We start from the raw sequence: 19,456 nt of genomic DNA on the forward strand, positions 1-19,456 counted from the left end.
GGCGCTCTGAACCCATCATGAACGGGCGGGGCCCGAACGGGTCGGCCCGCGCCCTCAGCCGCCGGAGCGCGGCGCGCCGACCGGGCCGTCGGTGAAGAACCGCAGCACGGTGTTCGACAGGCCGAGGCCGCCGACGATCAGACCGGCGGTCTGGGGATCGGCGATGCTCAGCCAGTCGGTCGACATCAGGACGCCGACGACGGCGGCGGCCAGATTGAGCGCGATGGTGCGAAAGCCCTTCATGGGACTGTCCTTTCGATGAGCGGTGGGGGTCTCCGCGGAAGGCGGGGTCAGGTGGCGAAGACCCGGCTGGGGGTCTGCGGTTCGATCCGCGCGGTGTCGAAGTCGGGCGGGGTGCCGTCCGACCACAGGAGATCGACGTGGAAGCCGGGGACGACTTCCATCACCGCCTCCTCGATCGGGCCGAGGTCGGGGTCCTCGACGGTGGTCGTCCCGATCTGGCGGCGATGGACGCCGTCGCCGCCGACCAGAGCGAGATCGACGCGGATGCCGTCGGGCCGGGCGGTCGGGGCGAATTGCGTCTCGCCGGTCTCGGGATCGTCGAGGGTGAGGCCGAAGGGCGCGAGGGCGGCGAGGGCCTCGGCCTCGTCCTCGAAGCGGAGATAGATCGTGGTGGCGGTCATGGGGTCACGCTCCGTAGACGTGGGCCTGTGCCTGGAGGGCGCCGTCGGATCCGACCAGCGGCCAGATCACGAGGTCGTCGATCCAGCCGTTGCAGGCGGCGCCACCCGTGTCCGAGGCGAAGAGCCGGGCGGTGGCGAAGGTCTCGGCCGGGTCCGTGGTCAGATTGCCGACGGTGCCGCCGTTGAGGCAGAGCTTACTCGCCCCGCCGAGGACGCGGGCGACGACCACCCCGAAGCCGCCGGACAAGGTGCCGGTCGCGGCGGTCGCCGAACCGATCGCGTCGCCGTAATAGGTGCCGATCTGGGTGTCGGAGTTGTTGGTGTAGAGGAGGCGCCGGGCGTTGACGTCACCGACCAGGAACTGGATGCCGACGGGCGCCGCGTCGAGCTGTCCGCGCAGGCACAGGGTGGACGCCGCCCCGTTCGGCACCGCGAGGGCCGTCGCGGTGAAGCGGAGGTCGTCGGCGATGCGGGTCACGGCGGCGGTCGCCGGGATCGACACGTAGGAGGACGGCGGCGAGGTCGCGGAGGCGACCTTCTCGACGTTGAAATAGCCGACGTGAACCGAGGAGGCACCGTCGCCGGTATAGGAGGACGCGTTGCTCGACATCAGATAGACGATGAACTGGGTCGCGCCGGCCGCGGTCGCCGTCGTGGTCGCCTCGACGTGCCAGATCCCGCCCGGACGCGCCGTCACCGAGACGCGCGACATCCCCGACGACTGGGAGACGACGGCGCCGGTCGCCGGATTGACGACGAGCGTCTGCGTCGTCGAGAAGGCGGCGCCGGTCACGTAGACGGCGACGTTGCGGCTGCCGGCGCCGGCCTTCACGTCGACCTGCATGGCGAAGGCGTCACCGGCGGCAGCGGCCGTCGGATAGTAGGAGGAGCTGACATAGGCCCGGTGGACGCCGGTCGAGGTGTCCTCGATCAGCTCCGAGAGGCCGGCGGTGCCGTCGGCACCGAGCGCCGTACCGCCGGCCAGCGCGCCACCGAGCGTCCAATTGGCGGCGATCGCCTCCGAATAGGGGCCGTATTTGGTCGCCGACTTGGCTTCGACCAGCAGGCGGCGCCGGCCGGTCGACCAGTCGAAGGCCGGCTGGTTCGCGGCGACCGTGACGAGGGACCCGGTCGGGCCGATCACCCGTTTGGAGCCGGTGGAAATACCGAGGAGATCGGCGATCGCGACCGCTCCGGTGGCGACACGAAAGACGTTGCGGGGCATGTCGAGGAGAACGACCGGGGCGGTGCCGTCGAGCAGACGGTCGGGCGAGACCGACCAGGGCGTGCCGCCGCGCCGCAACGACGACACGCCGACACCGAGCGCGAGACCGAGCATGGGGGCACCTCACACGGTCAGGAGAAGGACTTCGACGGAGGCCGCCGTCAGACCGGCGAGGAGGCCGGTCGAGCCGGTCGCCCAGATCCGCCGCACCGAGATCGCCTCGTAGCCGGCCTGACCGGAGGGCACGGTGATCGGCACCGCGGCGGCGGCGAGATCGCTGGAGGCGCCGAGCGGCGTCACCAGGAGGGTGATCGCCGAGCTGCCGCCGTTCCACACCCGCAACGCCTTGGCGTAGGTGGCGAGATCGGCCGTGTCGGACACCATGGCGGAGGTCAGCGCCACCGCCTCGACGGCCGGCGACTGGCGGGTGGAGGCGGCGGCGCCGAAGCGATCGGCCTCGATGTGATAGGTCATGGGACGTCCTTTCGAGAGATTGAGACGAGACCTCGCGGGGTCACGCGGGTCGGGTGATCGCGGGCGGATGGACGAGGCGCGGGCGCGCTCATTCGAATTCCCAGAGCCAGAGCAGTCCGGCGGCGCCGGCGCCGCCGGCGAGCCCGGTCGCCGAGGAGGCGACGGCGGCCCCCGACCCGCCGGCGCCGCGCGCCGATCCGGCCGCACCGGCGACGTTGCCGACGTTGCCGCGCGCGCCGCCGCCGAAGAACGAGGAGCCGCCCGCCCCGGAGAGGACGTTGGCGGCGTCGAAGCGCAGACCGGCGCCACCGGGTTCCCCGGCGAAGGTCGGATCGCCAACGGTCGCGGTGCCGCCGAGGCCGCCGGTCACCGCCGTCGCCCAGGTGCCGGCGGGCATGCCGATGCCGCCGCCACCGCCCTGGACGACGACGTCCGTGCCGAAGGAGGTGGCGCCACCCGATCCGCCGTTGCCGCCGCTCGCGCTGCCCGCGGCGCCGGCCGCGCCGATGGTGACCGCGCGCGAGGCGATCGCCGACACGTCGAGGAAGCGCAGGCCGAAGCCGCCGGAGCCGCCGCCGCCGCCCGCCGCGCCCGACGACGCCACGCCGGCGGCGCCACCGCCGCCGCCACCGCCGCCGAGCGCCCAGATCAGGACCCAGCGGACGCCGGAGGGGCGGGTCCACGTGCCGGAGGCGGTGAAGAGCCGGGTGGAGAGGAGGCGCCCGCCGCCGGCGAGGCCGCCGGCCGGCAGGGTCATGCGGCCGGTGCTCGCGGCGATGCGCAGCGCCTCGGTCCAGGCGCTGCCGTCGGACGACACCTTGACGGTGAAATCGTCGTCGCCGAGGAGGCCGAGCAGGGCGCGGCCGCTCCATCCGGTCTCGAACAGCAGGGCCGCGTCGCGCGCCGGCAACGCCTTGTCGACGGCGAGCCGCATGTCGCCGCTGCCGCCGGTCTCGTCGCAGGCGAAGAGCGCGGCGTCGGATTTCACCGCGAAGCGATTGACCGCATCGGCGGCGGTGCCGACGCCGAGGCGGGCGAGCGATCCATCGGCGAGCGACGCGGCCTCCACCCAGCCGGCGGCCTCGGCGAGATCGGCCCAGGCGCTGCCGTCGTGGAGCAGCATCCGGCTCTCGTCCTCGACCCAGCACAGCCATCCGGCGCGCGGGGTCAGGATCTCCCAGGCCCCGTCGCGCTCGCAGGCGATCGCCCCGGCGGCGCCGCTCCAGGCCCCGCTCGCGCCCGCGGCGACGAGCCAGCGTCCGCCGCTCGCCGGGGAGGCCGGTGGCGCGGCGAGATCGCGGTCGGCGACCGAGAGCTGGATCGCGCCGTCGAGGCGGACCAGGGCCTCGTTGTGGGTGACGTGTTTCTGCGCCTGCGACGCCTCGATGACGGGCAGGACCAGACGCGGGGTCGTCGACATGGCGGACATCTCCGGGGATCGCCCGCCGACGGCGGCGGGACGGTCGATGAGCGAGGAACGGGGAGCGGAACGGGTTCAGAGACGGAAGACGGCGGCGCGGGCGGTGCCGACGCCCCATTCCCCGTCGATCTGGGCGACCGAGACGGTGACGTCGACCGGGCTCGGGCCGAGGGCCGCGTCGCGCTCGGCGCGCGGCCAGGTCCAGGTGGACGACGTCGTCTCGGTCGTCAGGATCTCGGTGCCGTCGCGGACGAGGGTCAGCCGCCACCGTTCGCTCGCCGCCCCGAGCGGAACCTCGAGCAGAGCCCAGGAATCGGCGCCGGCCACCCGCGACCGGCGAATCCAGGTGACGGTGACGTCGCCGCCGGCGGGATCGACGGCGACGGCGAGATGGGCCGGGCTCCAGGGCCTCAGTCCGTTGCCGAGCGGGGTCGCCGTGGTGGCGATCCAACTGGCGGCGGTATAGGCCTCGGCCGCGGGGCCGATCCGGAGATCGACGGCGCGGCCGAGATCGTCGCGGGCGACCGGCAGCGTGATCAGCCGGTCGTCGAGTAGGACGAAGGGCGCGCCGGCCGGAACGATCTCCGCGCCGGCCGCGTCCGATCCGCCCTGCCGGCGCAGAAGCCCCGACAGTCTCCACGTCGAGGCGGCGATCAGCTCGGCCTCGACGAACTGGACCACCTCCCACTCGCCGCTCGGCGCCCGGACGGCGGCGCGGTTCGCCCCGTCGAGGACGAGACGTTCCGAGGCCCCGGCGAGGGCGCCGCCCCACAGGCGGACGTCGAGGACGGTCCTGCGATCCCAGATCGCCACCGGCCCGGGCGCGAGATCGGTCGCGGTGACGCCCATCACCGCCGGGCGGCCGATCGTCGCGATCTCGACGAAGGTGGCGGCGTCGTAGCCGCGTCTCACCGACAGCGGTCCGGTCCAGGGTGCGGCCCAGGCGGCGAGATAGGGCCGGTGGAGGTCGGCATCCTCGGCCGCATGGGCGATGTCGAGGACGTGGACGATCGGCGCGCCGCGCACCGTGGCGAGCAGGCCGACGCGGTCACGGGTGCCGCCACGGATCGGCCGATAGGCGGCGGGATCGAGGGTTCGCGCCTCGACCGCTCGGGTGTCGCCGTCGGCGATGCCGGTGATCACCACGCGCTCGGCGCGCCCGTCGACGTCGAGGGTGACGACGTCGCCGGGCTCGAGGTCGACGCGGCTCGGATCGAGCCGGAAGCTCGCCGTCGTCCGCCCGGCCCAGAGATCGGCGAGCCACCCCTCGGCGACGCCGCACATCACCTCGATCGGCGCGACGACCGCGAGATCGGCGCCGGAGGCGCGCCGGCTCGAGCCGAGACGCCGTCCGACCGAGACCGTCGTGCGGCGATGGTCGAGCAGGGCATCGGAGAAGGTCGCCGAGATCTCGCCCGGCAGCTCGCTCTCCTGGCCGCGCCGCCATTCGATGCGCGCCGCGTCGGCGGTCTCGACGAGCTCGTCCCCGGCGACGGCGACGTCGACCCGGCGGTCGCGCCCGGCGAAGCGGATCGCCGTGCCGACGTCGAGGGCGTCGACGCCGAAGGCGGCGAGGATCGGGTCGAGCGCGTCGCGGGTCGACATGCGCCGGTCGATGACGAAACCGTCGACGCACCCGGCGACGGCGCGGAATTCGACCGCCTCGAAGCCGGCGTCGGCGAGGACGGCGGCGATCAGCCCCTCGATCGAGAGGCCGCCCAGGCGTCCGCTCAGCCAATGGCCGTTGTGCCAGGCGGAGGCGTCCGCCCAGACGTCGGAGGCGCTCGGGAAGGCGGGAAACGGCCGCGCGTCCCAGGCCCACAGATGGATCCCGTCGGGATCGACCATCGCCCGGCCGGTGAGCGCCGAGACGGGGTTGTTTCCGGGGTTGCGATCGGGATCCCAATGGTCGAGCACGGTCTCGATCACGCGGCGCTGGAGGAAGTCGTCGCGCACGCCGGAGGAGAACACGGGCAGGCGCGCCTCCGCCGACTTCGGGTCGGGAAAGGCGGCCGGGTCGTTGGAGCCGAGATCGACGGCCGGGCAGCCGAGTTCGGTCAGCCAGATCGGCTTCGACCCCGGCACCCAGGCGGTCGGCGTCGGCGAGCGCACCCCGGCGGGGCGGTCGTGATGGGCGTTCGACCACCAGCCGAAGAGATCCTTCGGCCGGAACACCCAATCCTCGCCATGGGCGGCATCGGCGATCGGCGTGCGGATCTGGGCGAGACGGTCGGCGTCGGAGGCGTAGTACCAGTCGTAGTTCTCGCCCCCGGCGACGCGGGCGTCGAGGTGGTCGCGATCGGTCGGCCGGTCGGCGAGCGCGGCGTCGAGATGGGGGCCGGGTCGCCAATCGGTCAGCGGGAACCAGGCGTCGATGCCGACGACGTCGATCGCCGGGCTCGCCCACAGGGGATCGAGGTGGAAGATCACGTCGCCGGAGCCGTCGTCGGGGTGATGGCCGAACCACTCGCTCCAGTCGGCGCCGTAGGTCAGGGTCGCCGCGGGACCGAGAACCGTCCGCACGTCGGCGGCGAGGGCGACCAGCGCCTCGACGAAGGGGTGGGCGCCGGTCGCGTCGCGCAGGCGGCCGAGGCCGACCAGTTCCGAGCCGATCAGGAAGGCGTCGACGCCGCCGGCCGCGACCGCCAGATGGGCCATGTGCAGGATCATCCGGCGATACGACCATTCGTCGGGCCGCGAGCAGACGACCTGCGTCCCCGACACCGCGAAGGCGGAAACCGGGACCGTGCCGACGAACGCGGCGATCTGGGTCCGCGCGGCGGCGGTGCGATCGACCGTGCCCGGGCGACCGGGCGCGGGATCGCAGGTGATGCGGCCGCGCCAGGGAAAGGCCGCCTGCTCGGTGCCGCCCCAGGGGTCGGGCAGGCCGTTGCCGGCGGCGATGTCCATGGCGAGGAACGGATAGAGCGTGACGGCGAGGCCGCGTTCGCGGATCGCGGCGATCGCCTGGACGATCGAGACGTCGGTCGGGGTGCCGCCATAGGCGGCGCGGCCGTCGACCCGGGCGACGACGCGCGCCTCCGCGCGGCTCACCCCGGCGACGGACCAGACCGCGCCGGTCTGCGGCGCGAAGATCCAATCGGCGAGACCGCCCATCACCTTGTCGGCGCTCTCGACCGCCGGGCGCACCCGGCAGGTGCCGGCCCGCAGATCGTCGCCGAACCAGGTGACCACCAGCGCGATGCGCCGAAGCTCGGGACAGAGCTCGATCGCCTCGTCGAGAGCGGCGAGGAAATCGGTGGCGCCGGTGGTGACGTGGCGGTTCTCGGCGAGCGCGGCCCCGTCGACGGTCCGGGTCAGGGCGGTGGTCGCATAGCCGTATTCGGTCGCGCCCGGGATCATGGTCAGCGCGCGGATCTTGCCCTCGAGCGTATCGGCGACGCGGATCACCTCGAAGGTGAGCTGGGGGATGCGATTGCCCCAGTCGTCGAGCGGCAGGCGTTCGAACACCACATAGGCGGTGCCGCGATAGGCGGGCGCGTCGTCGCCCTGACGCGCCAGGATCAGCGCGTCGGGCTCCTGATCCTCGCCGCCGTGGTGGACCCGCATGGTGATCGTGTCGGTGTCGAGCAGGGTTCCGTCGGCCCAGACCCGGGCGATCCGGTGGATCGGTCCCTCGCAGAGGCCGACGGCGAAATTGGCGTAGTAGTGATAGGACGTGACCGAGACGCCGCCCTTGCCGCCGCGGGACTCCTCGTTCGCGACCTCCTCGTGACGGGTCGCCCAGATCACCTGGCCGGCGAGGCGGACCCGGCCGTAGACGCGCGGGATCGGTTCGCCCTCGGTCGAGGCCTGGACGTCGAGATCGGACAGGCGCGGCCCCTCGACCGACCTGCCGGAGCGCAACAGGGCGCGGTCGATCACCGCCCCGGCGAGGCCGCCGATCGCCTGAGCGACGACCGCGCCGAACCCGAGCGCGCCGCCGAGGGCACTGCCGGCGGCGGCGAGAAGAAGCGTGGCCATGGGACGTCACTCCGAGGAGGTCGGGTCGGCGAGGACGCCGGGAAAGGCGAAGGCGCAGGCCAGACGGCGGCGCCACCAGGTCCCCAACGGGCTCTCGACCACCGCCGAGCCGTCGTAGGCGTGGACGAAGCGGGTCGGCGTGGCGAGGATGCCGGCGTGTTTGGCCGGCAGATCCGGGCGCCAGCGGAACAGCACCACGTCGCCGGGGGCGGCGCGATCGACCGGGACCGGCACGAGATGGCGCCCGGCAGCGGCGGCGAGGGTCTCGCGGCGCCCGGCCTCGGCCCAATCGGCGGCATAGGCGGGGAGATCCTCCGGCTCGTCGCCGTAGAACTCCCGCCAGATGCCGCGCACCAGGCCGAGACAGTCGCAGCCGACCCCTTCCAGGCTGGCGCGATGGCGATAGGGGGTGCCGATCCAGCGGCGGGCGGCGGCGACGATGGCCGCGCGGCTCGAAGGCGCGGCGGGGGCGACGGGATCGAAGGTCATGTGACGTAGGCTCCGCCGTCGTTGACGACGCTTCCGACGGTCGGCGAGACGATCAGGAAGTCGTTGCCGGGAATGTGGGGAAAGCCGCGAAAGGCGACCGCGTTGTCGAAACGGTCGCGGCAGGTCTCGAAGCGGCGGTCGCAGCCGGGTGTCACCGCGAGCGCGACGCCGACGGCGAGGCTCTCGGCGATCGGCTGCCACAGATCGAGCACCACGCCCTGAAGATCGACGCCGTGAAAGCGGATCTCCGAGCGCCGTCCGGCGAGCGGACCGGAGACGAAACGGGCCATGCCGCGATCGAAGTCGCCGGCGGCGACCGCCTCGAGCCCGGAGACCCGGATGCGATGGGGATCGAGCACCGCGTCGACCACCGCCGGCACCTCGGCGACGGCGAGACCGCAGCGCGCGTCGCCGAGCTCGGCGTCGCAGCGATGCTGGAAGAGCCGGCCCCGGGTCTCGTCGAGGACATGGGCGAGCGAGCGCACCTCGGCGGTGAAGGCGCCGTCGATGCGGACGATCTCGCCGAGGGTGCCCTTGCGCAGGGTCACGCGCCGGTCGGGCGCGCTCCAGTCGACGAGGTCGATCTCGACGGCGGCGCCGTCCCACAGACCCGCCTCGACGTCGGCGGCGGTGATCGCCTCGGACGACAGCGCGCCCTCGATCTCGAGGCCGCCGACGGAGAGATCGGCATGGGCGGTCGCCTCGGTGGCGCCGAGGCCGGTCGCCGCCTCGTGGGTGACGCCGCCGTAGACCAGCGCGTGGTCGTGATCGGTGAAGCCGAAGACCCGGCCGTCGACGCGGGTCAGGCGCCAACAGGTGGCGAAGGTGCCGACGCCGCTCGCGAGCGCGGCGGCGAGATCGGGGGGAAGCGTCTTCATGCGGCGAGTTCCACGATCGGAATGGTCGGGATGGCGCCGGCGAGAAAGGCGGTCAGATCGACGCGGATCTCGTCGGTGTCGAAGCGGGCGGGCACCAGGAAGCGAAATCCGGCGGTGACCGCCGCGCCGGCCGGCGGGATCGACCCGGCGAGAAAGGTCACGCCGCCGTCGCTCGGCGACACGGTGAAATGGACGCCGCGCGTCTTCTCGACCCCGGCGACGGCGACGCGGACGCTGTCCTCGACCGGCCGGGTGAGAACCCGCGTCCACGGCCGCAGCGGCGCGCCGTAGACCTTGATCAGCTGAAACCGCGCGGTCGTGCCGTCGCCGGTTCCGAGCGGCTGGTCGAGCGGCGTCGGCGCGGCGGAGGCCGGCCCCGAGCGATCGTCGAGCGGGTCGCGGAAGAGAAACCCGTGCAGCCGGCCGCGCCGCGCCTCGAAGAAGGCGATCACCGCCTGGAGATCGTCGAGGGAGAGGACGCCGGATCCGGCGTCCCAGCGGCGGCGGCTGTCGGCCCAACGGGCGTTGCGGACCTCGCGACCCGACCCGAGGGCGACGATCTCGGTCTTGCGCCCCGGCCCGCCGGTGGCGCCCAGGGCGACGGCGAGCGGAAACTCCACCGCGTCGACGATGACGGTGTCGGTCATTCGCTTCGTCCTCCATACATTTGATTTTCCTCAACGACGCTTCCGGGCAGGCCGGGTAACCATCGCGTAGAAGGAGGAGACGAGAGAGATGAGCGTTCATTCTTCCCATGACCTCGCGGAGGAATTCCCCGAACACGCCGAACGGATTCGTTCGCTGGTGCTGGTCGATGGAAAGTTCTCCAAGGCCGTACAGAGCTACGGTGAAGTCAACCTCGAGATCCTGCGGATCGAAAACGAACTCGAGACCGCTTCGGATGAACACCTCGAGACGCTGAAGAAGAAACGACTCCACCATCTCGACATCATTCAGCAGGCTCTCCAGCCGATCGAACACACCGGAACCTGAGCCCCTCCTCGTTGGGTCCGGTGTCAGAGCCCGCGCCGTCCCCGTCCGACGGCGCGGGCCAACATACTCGTCACCTGCGCCTCCGATCGGCGGAAGCTCGCCGCATCGGGGGCCGTGACGTTGAAGGTGACGTTGGTGGTCGCCCCGCCGCCCTGGGCGGCGACCCCGAGACGCCCGTCGGCGCCGCGCGTCAGAGGCAGGATCGCCTCCGCGCCCGCCTCCCCCATCAGTCCGGTTCCGCCGCGCAGCGGGAAATAGGTCGGCGAGGACACGACGCCCCCGCTCGCGAAGGGCGTGACGCGACCGCCGGTGAAGACGCCGCCGTCGCGGAAGCCGAAGGCCCCGGTCAGGGACGACATCAGCGACGTCAGGCCCGATCCGAACGCCGAGGTGAGAGGGGCGAGCGCCGCGTCGAGCGCCCTGCTCGACAATCTCTCGACGATGCCGCGCAACACGCCGTCGAGCGACTTCCCCTGCACCACCGCGCCCTTGAAGGCGGTGGAGAGCGACGAGCCGACGGTCTTGGAGAGATCGTCGAGCGAGCTCAGGCGATCGGCGAGCGAGGCGCCGGCGGCATCGAGTTCGGCGAGTTGGTCGGTGGCGTCGGACGTGGACATGGCGGACCTCCGGGAGGATCAGGCGGACGCGTCGGGAAAACGGCGCATCAGGCGGTCGAGGGTGGCGCGGTCGGGGCCGAGGCCGGCACGCGGGCCGCCGAGGGCGGCGGCGAGTTCGCGCGGGGTCATCGACCAGAAGGCGGCCGGCGCCAGCCCCCAGCGGGTGAAGGCGAGACGCATCACGTCGTCCCAGGGGAAGGCGGCTCGACCGCCCCCGGGACCGACCGAGGGGACGGCGCGCCCTCCCCGGCCCGAAGCCCCTCCCCGGCCGCCCCCCCCACCGGCTCGTCGCCGCCGAAGGTGACGGCGAGGAGATCGGCGACCACGGCGGCGGCGCCGACGAGGCCACCGTCGATGCGCAGGGCGAGAACCTCGGCCTCGGTGGTCGGCGTGCCGCCACCGGAGAGGCCGGCGGCGAAGACACGGGCGACGTCGCGGGCCTTGAGGCGACCCGAGGCGAAACGTTCGGCGAGGCTCGCGAGATCGTCGACGGCGAAGGCCGCCTCCAGCTCGCAGAGCGCCCCGAGGGTCAGGCAGAGGACGCGCGGGCGACCGTCGACGATCGCCTCGACCTCGCCGCGGCGGCGATTGGCCATGGCTTCCCCTCCCCTCAGATCGCGGTGAAGGTGAGCGCGCCGGCCGATTCCAGCGTGAGATCGAAGGTCAGTTCGCCGTCGTGGGCGCCGGTGAATTCCAGCGCCGCGATCAGGAAGGCGCCCTGGATCACGCCGAAGTCGGGCAGTGCGATCTGCCAGGTCTTGAGCGCGCCGGCGAAGAAGGTCGACCGCACGGCCGCGTCCGAGGCGGCATCGCGGAAGACACCGGACCCGGAGACGTGGGCGCGGCGGACCCCGGCGCCGGAGAGGAGCTCGCGCCAGCGATCGGCGCTCTCGGTGGTGGTGACGTCGACCGCCTCCTCGGAGAAGGCGAGACGGCGGGTGCGCAGGCCGGCGACGGTGACGTAGACGCCGGTGCCGGTGTCGTCGAGCTTGAGGAGGAGGTCCTTGCCTCTCTGAACGGCCATGTCGGGGGTCCTCTTCGGATCAGGTGGGTTCGGTCAGCGCGACGAGGCGCACCACTGCCTCGGCGGTGCGGCGATCGCGCAGGATCCGCGTCTCGGAACTCTCGCGGCGCAACAGCACGACGCGGCGCCCGGCGGGCGCGAGCGCGGCCGCCGCCAGCACGGTCTCGGCCCGCTCGGCGAGCCGCGCCGCCTCGGCGCGGCCGCCCTCGCGAGAGGCGATCCGCAGCGCGAGCCGGGTCTCCTCGAGAGCCGCGTCGAGGCCGGAGCGGTCGCGGCTCGTCACGTCGTCGAGGACGAGGTGGGGGAAGCCGGGATCGCGCGGCGCGGCATCCCAGATCCGGCCGCCGAGCGCGGCGGAAAGGGTCGCATCGGCGCGCAGCGCGGCGAGCACGGCGGCGCCGAGCGCGAGTGAGGCACTCATCGGTTCTCCTCCTCGGCGTCGATCACGAGACGGGCGCGGCGCTCGTCGGGATCGCGCACGGCGACGAGGCGAAAGACGCGATCGGCCTTGCGCAGGCGGTCGCGGCTCGTGAGATCGTCGCGGAAGCGGATCTCGATGCGGTGAGTGACCCGGCCGCTCATGCCGCCGCCGACCTCGGCCTCGCCGCCCGAGAGCGGCTGCAGCGCGGCGAAGAGCCATCCGTCGGCGGTCCACACGGTCTCACCGTCGGGGCCGAGCGAGGCGCGCTCGAGGGTCAGTCGATGGCGCAGCGCACCGATCGGACGGGCCGAGAACGATCCGGCGCCGGTCATGCCAGCCTCATCACGCGATAGGGCGCGACCAGCGCCTCGAAGGCGTCGGCGACCGCCGAGGGGACGATGCCGAAGCCGGCGCCCTCGCGATTCTCGAACCAGCGCGCCACCAGCATCATGATCGCCAGTCGCAGCGGCTGCGGCACGGCGACGCCGGAGGGGCCGTAACCGGCGACGACGTCGATCTCGATGCCGTTGAGCGGGCGGCCCGGGGCGGGGCCGGTGCCGAGCAACCGGAGCCGCGCCGGCACGCTCGCCGCGTCGAGCGCCCAGGCGGCCGGGGCGAGCGTCGTCGGCTCGCCGTCGGCGTCATAGACGACGATCTCGACGATCGAGCGGACCGGGGCGACCGGGAGATCGATCGACCCGTCGGCCGGCCAGTCGTCGCGATAGACGCGCCAGGTCTGATCGATCAGGACGCGGCGGATCGCCGTCTCGACCTGGAGACGGGCGGCGACGATCAGGGCGGAGACGTAATCGTCGTCGTCGGATCCGGCGAGACGCAGATGGGCCTTGGCCTCCTCGAGCGAGACGGGCTCGAGGGTGGGCGGTGCGAGCAACGACACGGTCATCGGGGACCTCGACGTGACAGGACGAAGACGAAGAGAGGGGCGGCCCGGCGGGGCCAGGGAGGAGAACACCGCCGGGCCGCGACGGCACGGGGCCTTCGCGGTCGATCGAACGTGGGACGGGAGGAGGCGTCCGACCGACGGGCGGTCAGGCCGTGCCGAACTTCAGGAGCTTGATGGCCTCGAAGTCCTGGACCCCGCCGCCGACGCGCTTGGTGGTGTAGAAGAGCACGTAGGGCTTGGCGGAATAGGGATCGCGCAGGACGCGGACCCCGAGCCGGTCGACCACCAGATAGCCGCGGCGGAAGTCGCCGAAGGCGATCGGACAGGCGTCGGTGGCGATCGCCGGCATGTCCTCGGCCTCGACCACGGGGAAGTTCATCAGGGTCGCCGGCGACCCGGCGACGGCCGGCGGCTGCCAGAGATAGTGGCCCTGGGCGTCCTTGAGCTTGCGGATCTCGCCCTGCGTCTTGCGGTTCATCACCCAGGTGGCGTTCTGGCGATGGCCGGCCTTCAGCGCGTAGACGAGATCGACCAGCTTGTCGGAGGGGTTGGCGGTCGGCAGGCCGCCGGCGACGCCGGTGGCGACGTAGCCGAGGCTGCCCCAGGCCCAGGACGAATTCTCGACGCGGCCGTAGGCCATGAAGCCCTTGGGCTTCGACACGCCGTCGCCGGTAACGAAGGCGGCGCCCTCCTGTTCGGCGAAGGCCTGTTGCACCTCTTCCGCGATCCACGCCTCGACGTCGATGGCGGCGTCGTCGAGGAGCGCCTGGGTCGCGGCCGGCATGGCGTAGAGTTCCATGGTCGGGAAGGCGAGCTGCTGCAGGGTCTGAGTGGTGGTCTGAGCGCGGGCGCCGGTCTCCGCCACCCAGCCGACGGTCGCGCCGACCGGCGAATAGGGCTTGTTGAAGACGCTGCTCGAGACCTGGCGATTGCCGGCGATGGCGCGGATCGGCGAGATCTGGGCGAGGCGCATGGTCACCGCGCGCTCGAGCTCGGCCGGGGCGACGTAACCGCCGTCGGCGGCGGTGCCGACCGACAGGGACTTCGCCTCCAGCCGGTCGAGACGGCCGACGGCGCCGGAGCGGATGTAGCCCTCGAAGGCGGCCTTGTGCTCGCTCGCCACGATCGCCTCGCGGCCGTCGAGGCCGAGACGGGGCCGGGCCTGCTTCAGGGCGAGATCGTCGGCGCGGCGGCGGCTCTCGTCCATGGCGCGGTCGAGACGGGCGAGCTTCTCCTCGATCAGCGGATCGGCGGCACCGCGCCGCTCGATCTCGGCGAGACGACGGTCGTTCTCGTCGCGCCACTGTTCGAATTCGCTCATGAAGGTGCCGAAGGCATGGTTCACGTCGGCGTTGGGCGTCGGCGACGCCTTGGTCTCCGGCGCGGGTTCGTTCGCGGACATGTCGAAGTCGGTCATGGAAGGATCACCTCGGGGTTCTGAGAAGGGCGGCGGCGCGCCGGATGGTCGCCGCGAGGGCGGCGGGGGGAAGGTCGAGGACGGAGCGGGGGACGAGGTCGCGATGCGCCGACGCGCCGGCGAGGCCGCGCGCGGCCTCCACCGACGCCACGCGGGCGGCCGGCTGCATCGGGAAGGTCACGAGCGAGATCTCCCAGAGGTCGACCTCGGCGAGGCGGCGGATGCCGGAGCGGGCGTCACGGCGGCCCTTGACGGTGCGAAAGCCGATCGACAGGCCGTCGAGGACGCCGGCGCGCATCAGCGCCAGCGCCTCGCGACCGCGCGCGACCTCGGTGAGGATGCGGCCGCGCACGAAGAGGCCGCGGGCATCCTCGCGAATGTCGAGCCAGCGGCCGATCGGCTCGGCCGGGTCGTGATGCCAGAGCATCTTGACGCCGGCCGCGCCGCGCCGGGCGAGCGTCGCGCGGAACGCGCCGGGCTCGACGACGTCGCGGGCGAGGTCCTCGACGCCGAAGAGGCAGGCGTGTCCGGTGAAGGTTCCGTCGGCGTCGACGGAGGCGAGATCGACCGCGAGGCGTTTGACCTCGGGGCCGGCGAGCGGCTGCGTCATGTCACACCTCGCGGACACGAGGGGTGGCGAGGCGCGGCGAGCGGGCGGCGAGCGCGGCGACGAAACGGGCGAAGACGGCGCGATGATCGGGACGCGCGACGGCGCTCCCGTTCGCGAGACGAGCGATCCAACGGGTCATGGAACATCCTCGATGTGGGTCAGTCGGGATCGGCGAAGAGGCGCTCGAGGCGGGCGATCTCGGTGACGAAGTCCTCGAAGCGGCGGTTGGAGGCAGCGATCTCGCGCAGCGCCCAGACCAGAAGGCCGGAGGCGCCGCTCGCCCAGAGGAACAGGGCGAGATGGCCGAGATCGCCGCGCTCGACGAAGGTGGCGGTGAGGTCGGTCACGTCGGCAACCCCGGTTCGGCGGTCGCGCGCGGGCCGTAGCCGCAAGCCGAACGCTTCTCGTCCTCGGTGAGGAAGTCGGCCTTGCCGACCCGGCTCCACAGCGCCTCCCGGTCGGTCGACATGGCGTCGACCTGATCGGTGTCGAAGGAGAGGCGCAGATCCTCGGCCCAGAGCGGCGCGAGCCAGCCCTGCAACGCGGCGGCGGTGCGGACGACCAGCGGCAGCACGGTCAGGCGCCAGAAGGCGCGATTGGCCTCGGCATAGTTGGAATAGGTGTTGTCGCCGGGAATGCCGAGCATCATCGGCGGCACGCCGAAGGCGAGCGCGATCTCGCGCGCCGCCTCGCGCTTCGCCTCGATGAAATCCATCTCCTTCGGCGAATAACCCATCGCCTTCCAGTCGAGCCCGCCCTCGAGGAGGAGCGGCCGGCCGGCGTTGGCGGCGCCCTGGAACCCCTCCTCCAGCTCCTTCTTGAGCCGTTCGAACTGCTCGTCGGAGAGATTGGCGCCAGTGTCGGCGCGATAGACGAGCGCGCCCGAGGGCCGGGCCGAATTGTCGAGCAGGGCCTTGGTCCAGGCGGAGGCCTGATTGTGGATGTCGAGCGCGGTCTGCGCCGCCTCGAGCGGGGCGAGACCATAATGGTCGTCGAGCGGATGGAAGGTCTTCAGGTGCAGGATCGGCGGGGGGCCGTCGGGATCGGCGCGAAAGCGCACGCTGCGCTCGCCGGTGCCGTAGTCCCAGCCGTCGGGCCAGCCGTCGGCGCCGACCCGCACCTTCATGCGGTCGGGGCGCAGGGCGTAGAGTTCGCGCGGGACCCCGTCGACGACGACCAGCTCGATCCAGGCGTTGCCGGCGACGAGCAGGTGGCCGTAGACCTCCTCGAGGAAGGCGGGTCCCGCCTGATGCGGATTGGGCCGAGCGAGCAGCGACAGCATGGAGTGGCTGGTGACCTCGTTCTCCTCCTCGTAGAGGGTCCAGGGCACCGAGGCGGCGGCCTCGCCGATCAGACGCACGGCGCGATGGACGATCGGATTGCGGACGTAGCCGGCGCGGGCGAGCGCGGCGTAGTCGCGCGGGGTCCACACCGGCTGGCCGAAGGATTGCCAGGCGACCCAGGGTCCGGTCATCGAGGCGCGGGTCTCGGGCGGGGCGATCGGCGCGGCCGGGATCGGTCCGCCGCCGGGGGTGACCCGACGCCGGAGGCGGGAGAACAGGGACATGGGGAACCTCTCGAATGTCGCGAACGAGGGATCGCGGCCGGGCCGCCGTCAGAGATTGCGCACCTTGGGGCGGCCTCGCCCCTCGAGCATCAGGGCGGTGAGCGCCCAGACCAGGGCGTCCATTCGGTCGGGCGAGCGGCCGGACGACAGGCCCTCGGGGCCGAAATCGCAGAGTTCGTCCTCGAGTTCGGAGAGCGGCCCGACGTGGCGGACGCGGCCCTGCTGATAGAGCGCGGCGACCGGCTCGGCGCGCAGCCATTTGCCGCGCGTCGCCCGGACCGGCTTCACCGGCACCTCCGGGGCGACTTCGCGCAACACCGCCTCGACCATCTCGCCGCCCTGATTGACCTCGACCACCAGGGCGTCGGCCTCCAGCGTCTCGAAGAGCGCGACCGCGCGCGCCGCCCAGTCGGTCGGGCGCAGGCCGCGCGCGGTGGCGTCGGCCAGGACGTGACCGATGCCGGTCTCGCTCACCCCGGCGGCGACGATGCCGCAGGCGTCCGCCTTGGGGCCGGAGGTCGCGGGCGGGTCGACGGCCACGACGATGCGGGTCATCGGCGGGGCGGCGTCGAGGCGCAGGCGATCGATCTCGTCGCGCCGCCACAGGGCGTCGTCGCGATCCTCGATCAGCTCGCCGTCGAGCTCCTGGCGCCCGAGCCGGGTGCCCTGATAGCGGCCGACGACCGTATCGAGGAAGCGCGGCGCCAGATTGAAGGCGTTGGCGCGGGTCGAGGCGCGCGCCACCACGCAGGCCGGATCGGCGACCAGCCGTTTGACCAGCGGCACCGGGCGCGGCGTGGTGGTCGCGACCTGACGCGGGGCGTCGCCGAGGCGCAGACCGAACTGCAACATGTCCCAGACCTCCTCGGCATGGCGCCATTTGGCGATCTCGTCGGCCCAGGCGATCTCGAACTGGGGGCCGCGCAGGGCTTCCGGGTCTTCCGACGAGAAGGCCTGCGCCACCGCGCCGTTGGGCCATTCGAGCCGCCTGAGCGACGGTTTCCAGGTCGGCCGCTCGGCGCGGCGATGGATCCGCAGGAGGCCGGAGACCCCCTCGATCATCACGTCGCGGACGTCGGCGAAGGTCTCGCCGACCAGGGCGATACGGCCGGCGGGGCCGTCGGCGAAGGGCGGTCGCCCGAGCGCCAGCGCCTTCACCCATTCGGCGCCTGCGCGCGTCTTGCCGGCGCCGCGTCCACCCAGCAGCAGCCAGGTGGTCCAGTCGCCGGCGGGCGGCAATTGATCGGGGCGGGCCCACAAGGACCAGTCGTCGCGGAGACGATCGTGCTCGGTCGGGCTCATGGCGAGGGCGGCGAGATCCAATTCGTCGCGCTCGTCGCAGGCCCTGAGCGCGGCGCGAAGCCGCCCAGTAAGGTCGATCTCACTCGGCGCGGCGGAGACTTTCGAGGCGGCGCGCGAGGTCGAGACGGAACGCATCGATGTCGGGCTCCGGTTCGGTGGTGTCGCGGCCGGCCTGTTTCTCGAGGCCGATCAGAAGTTCGAGCGTGCGGGCGAGCGCGCCGAGGGTGCGCGCGTCCTTTTCCTCGAGGCTCGCCGGAGCGGCGCCGTCGAAGCGGCGCTCGACCTCGGCGATCTGGCGTTCGACCGCCCGGAACAGGCGGGCGACGAGCGTGCCGCGATCGAGCGGCTCGGTGGATTTCGCCGCCGTCCCCGGTTCGGCCCCGCGCCGTCGCGGCCAGGCCTCGCGGCGGGCGCGGCGCCAGATCCGTTCCGGCGTCACCGCATAGGCGCGGGCGATGGCGGCGACGGCGAGGTCGGATCCCTCGTAGGCGGCGCGGATCTCGTTCCAGGGCGGATCCGAGGGCGAAGACGGCGGGTCGAAGGGATCACTCGTATCGGCGGTCACGCGCGGTCCAACTCGTCTCGTCGACGCGCGGCGGCGCGACGCCGGGCCCGGTCGGAGCCCCGCGTCCTGCGCGAGCCTCGACGCGGCGACCGGATCGCGCATCCTGCGGGCATCGATGTGAAGGGGTCGATTTCGAGAGGTCGAAGTCGGGTTCGATCGGAGACGGCCCGACCCGCGGCGGCGAGCCCCGTGGTGCGGGCGCCGGCTACCGGCGAGATCCCACCGGAGGGCGAAGCCTCACCGGAGGGAGGAGCCCCGCCCCACCGACACGTCTGCGATCATGAGGAAAGCATGCCCGCCGAGCGTGACGCCGTCAAGCCTGCAACCCGATTTCAAGGCATAAATTCCTATCGCCGAGTCCAGCCTCGTCTCCGATCTGTTGAAATCGTTACGGTTTCTTCGGCGCGGCGGCCGGGCGCGGCGGCGCCGGATCCTCGCCCGGCCAGTCGCAGAGGTGGTCCTCGTAGCCGTCCTCGGGGATATTTTCGTCGGATATCACACGGCCACGCACCGAAATCCCGACGCGATGGATCATGTCCGGGTCGCCGCACACCAGCGGATGCCACCACGCCAGATCCTTGCCGGCGGCGAGGACGCGATAGGCGCAGGTCGGCGGCAGCCAGGTGTAGGTCTGGGTGACCACCTCCTCGACGTCGAGCTCGACGCAGTCGGGCACGAAATCGTGACGGTTCGGGTAGGACGAGCACAGGCAGGTGGTCGAATCGAGCAGGCGGCAGGCGACGTTGGTCCAATAGATCTCGCCGGTCTCCTCGTCCTCGAGCTTGTTGAGACAGCAGCGGCCGCAGCGATCGCACAGCCCCTCCCACTCCTCGCGGGTCATCTCATCGAGGCGCTTGGTCTTCCAATAGGGCTCGGTCACGGTCGTCGGTCTTTCTCGCGGAGGTCGGGGACGGCGCATGCG

The 19,456-nt window shown here is 72.6% G+C and carries 25 protein-coding genes; 1 reads left to right on the top strand and 24 read right to left on the bottom strand.

What is annotated here, in order from left to right:
• Positions 1-54 precede the first annotated feature (54 nt).
• The 9 genes from J3S89_RS03790 to J3S89_RS03830 form a co-directional block, all read right to left on the bottom strand.
• The gene (locus J3S89_RS03790) at positions 55-243 is read right to left on the bottom strand and encodes a hypothetical protein (RefSeq protein WP_217926141.1); all 189 of its coding nucleotides are present in this window, start codon (positions 241-243) and stop codon (positions 55-57) included.
• A 47-nt stretch (positions 244-290) separates the two neighbouring features.
• Entirely contained in the window at positions 291-644 is a 354-nt protein-coding gene (locus J3S89_RS03795) for a hypothetical protein (RefSeq protein WP_217926142.1), read from the bottom strand.
• Positions 645-648: 4 nt separating this feature from the next.
• A complete protein-coding gene (locus J3S89_RS03800) occupies positions 649-1,983 on the bottom strand; it encodes a phage head spike fiber domain-containing protein (RefSeq protein ID WP_217926143.1) in 1,335 nt (444 codons plus the stop codon).
• 9 nt (positions 1,984-1,992) lie between these two features.
• The gene (locus tag J3S89_RS03805; protein WP_217926144.1) at positions 1,993-2,343 is read right to left on the bottom strand and encodes a spike base protein, RCAP_Rcc01079 family; all 351 of its coding nucleotides are present in this window, start codon (positions 2,341-2,343) and stop codon (positions 1,993-1,995) included.
• An 88-nt stretch (positions 2,344-2,431) separates the two neighbouring features.
• Complete coding sequence (locus tag J3S89_RS03810) at positions 2,432-3,763, bottom strand: DUF2793 domain-containing protein (protein ID WP_217926145.1); 1,332 nt, start codon at positions 3,761-3,763, stop codon at positions 2,432-2,434.
• Positions 3,764-3,838: 75 nt separating this feature from the next.
• The gene (locus J3S89_RS03815; protein WP_217926146.1) at positions 3,839-7,747 is read right to left on the bottom strand and encodes a baseplate multidomain protein megatron; all 3,909 of its coding nucleotides are present in this window, start codon (positions 7,745-7,747) and stop codon (positions 3,839-3,841) included.
• 6 nt (positions 7,748-7,753) lie between these two features.
• A complete protein-coding gene (locus J3S89_RS03820; protein ID WP_217926147.1) occupies positions 7,754-8,236 on the bottom strand; it encodes an NlpC/P60 family protein in 483 nt (160 codons plus the stop codon).
• Positions 8,233-9,114 (bottom strand): DUF2163 domain-containing protein, encoded by an 882-nt coding sequence (locus J3S89_RS03825; RefSeq protein ID WP_217926148.1) that lies wholly within the window; start codon positions 9,112-9,114, stop codon positions 8,233-8,235. The genes J3S89_RS03820 and J3S89_RS03825 overlap by 4 nt, the downstream gene beginning before the upstream one ends.
• Positions 9,111-9,761, bottom strand: coding sequence for a DUF2460 domain-containing protein (locus J3S89_RS03830; protein ID WP_217926149.1), 651 nt, complete (start codon positions 9,759-9,761; stop codon positions 9,111-9,113). The genes J3S89_RS03825 and J3S89_RS03830 overlap by 4 nt, the downstream gene beginning before the upstream one ends.
• A gap of 88 nt (positions 9,762-9,849) precedes the next feature.
• Here J3S89_RS03830 and J3S89_RS03835 point away from each other — a divergent pair, with 88 nt between their 5' ends.
• A complete protein-coding gene (locus tag J3S89_RS03835; protein WP_217926150.1) occupies positions 9,850-10,107 on the top strand; it encodes an HP1242/YdcH family protein in 258 nt (85 codons plus the stop codon).
• Positions 10,108-10,130: 23 nt separating this feature from the next.
• Here J3S89_RS03835 and J3S89_RS03840 read toward each other — a convergent pair whose 3' ends face one another.
• From J3S89_RS03840 to J3S89_RS03910, 15 genes are all read right to left on the bottom strand, one after another.
• Positions 10,131-10,724, bottom strand: a complete 594-nt coding sequence (locus J3S89_RS03840; RefSeq protein ID WP_217926151.1) for a phage tail tape measure protein — start codon at positions 10,722-10,724, stop codon at positions 10,131-10,133.
• An 18-nt stretch (positions 10,725-10,742) separates the two neighbouring features.
• On the bottom strand, positions 10,743-10,904 hold the full coding sequence (locus J3S89_RS03845; RefSeq protein WP_217926152.1) for a phage tail assembly chaperone: 162 nt from the start codon (positions 10,902-10,904) through the stop codon (positions 10,743-10,745).
• Complete coding sequence (locus J3S89_RS03850) at positions 10,904-11,320, bottom strand: gene transfer agent family protein (protein ID WP_217926153.1); 417 nt, start codon at positions 11,318-11,320, stop codon at positions 10,904-10,906. Before J3S89_RS03850 ends, J3S89_RS03845 begins: the two co-directional genes overlap by 1 nt.
• A gap of 14 nt (positions 11,321-11,334) precedes the next feature.
• Positions 11,335-11,748, bottom strand: coding sequence for a phage major tail protein, TP901-1 family (locus J3S89_RS03855; RefSeq protein ID WP_217926154.1), 414 nt, complete (start codon positions 11,746-11,748; stop codon positions 11,335-11,337).
• Positions 11,749-11,767: 19 nt separating this feature from the next.
• Positions 11,768-12,169, bottom strand: coding sequence for a DUF3168 domain-containing protein (locus tag J3S89_RS03860; RefSeq protein ID WP_217926155.1), 402 nt, complete (start codon positions 12,167-12,169; stop codon positions 11,768-11,770).
• On the bottom strand, positions 12,166-12,501 hold the full coding sequence (locus J3S89_RS03865) for a phage head closure protein (RefSeq protein WP_217926156.1): 336 nt from the start codon (positions 12,499-12,501) through the stop codon (positions 12,166-12,168). Before J3S89_RS03865 ends, J3S89_RS03860 begins: the two co-directional genes overlap by 4 nt.
• On the bottom strand, positions 12,498-13,073 hold the full coding sequence (locus tag J3S89_RS03870) for a head-tail connector protein (RefSeq protein ID WP_217926157.1): 576 nt from the start codon (positions 13,071-13,073) through the stop codon (positions 12,498-12,500). The genes J3S89_RS03865 and J3S89_RS03870 overlap by 4 nt, the downstream gene beginning before the upstream one ends.
• 145 nt (positions 13,074-13,218) lie before the next feature.
• Positions 13,219-14,490, bottom strand: coding sequence for a phage major capsid protein (locus J3S89_RS03875; RefSeq protein ID WP_217926158.1), 1,272 nt, complete (start codon positions 14,488-14,490; stop codon positions 13,219-13,221).
• Positions 14,491-14,497: 7 nt separating this feature from the next.
• Positions 14,498-15,100: an HK97 family phage prohead protease gene (locus tag J3S89_RS03880; RefSeq protein WP_217926159.1), complete on the bottom strand. Its 603-nt coding sequence runs from the start codon at positions 15,098-15,100 to the stop codon at positions 14,498-14,500.
• A 1-nt stretch (position 15,101) separates the two neighbouring features.
• Positions 15,102-15,239 carry a hypothetical protein gene (locus J3S89_RS03885; RefSeq protein WP_217926160.1) on the bottom strand — a complete coding sequence of 46 codons (138 nt, stop codon included), beginning with the start codon at positions 15,237-15,239 and terminating at the stop codon, positions 15,102-15,104.
• A gap of 19 nt (positions 15,240-15,258) precedes the next feature.
• Positions 15,259-15,447: a hypothetical protein gene (locus tag J3S89_RS03890; RefSeq protein ID WP_217926161.1), complete on the bottom strand. Its 189-nt coding sequence runs from the start codon at positions 15,445-15,447 to the stop codon at positions 15,259-15,261.
• A complete protein-coding gene (locus tag J3S89_RS03895) occupies positions 15,444-16,574 on the bottom strand; it encodes a phage portal protein (protein ID WP_230488942.1) in 1,131 nt (376 codons plus the stop codon). Before J3S89_RS03895 ends, J3S89_RS03890 begins: the two co-directional genes overlap by 4 nt.
• A gap of 141 nt (positions 16,575-16,715) precedes the next feature.
• Entirely contained in the window at positions 16,716-17,969 is a 1,254-nt protein-coding gene (locus J3S89_RS03900; RefSeq protein WP_217926235.1) for a DNA-packaging protein, read from the bottom strand.
• Positions 17,970-18,048: 79 nt separating this feature from the next.
• Positions 18,049-18,534, bottom strand: coding sequence for a hypothetical protein (locus J3S89_RS03905; protein ID WP_217926163.1), 486 nt, complete (start codon positions 18,532-18,534; stop codon positions 18,049-18,051).
• Between the two features lie 388 nt (positions 18,535-18,922).
• Positions 18,923-19,453 carry a YcgN family cysteine cluster protein gene (locus J3S89_RS03910; protein WP_217926164.1) on the bottom strand — a complete coding sequence of 177 codons (531 nt, stop codon included), beginning with the start codon at positions 19,451-19,453 and terminating at the stop codon, positions 18,923-18,925.
• Positions 19,454-19,456: the final 3 nt, after the last annotated feature.

This window comes from Pinisolibacter aquiterrae (genome assembly GCF_019160155.1).
Lineage (GTDB): Bacteria > Pseudomonadota > Alphaproteobacteria > Rhizobiales > Ancalomicrobiaceae > Pinisolibacter > Pinisolibacter aquiterrae.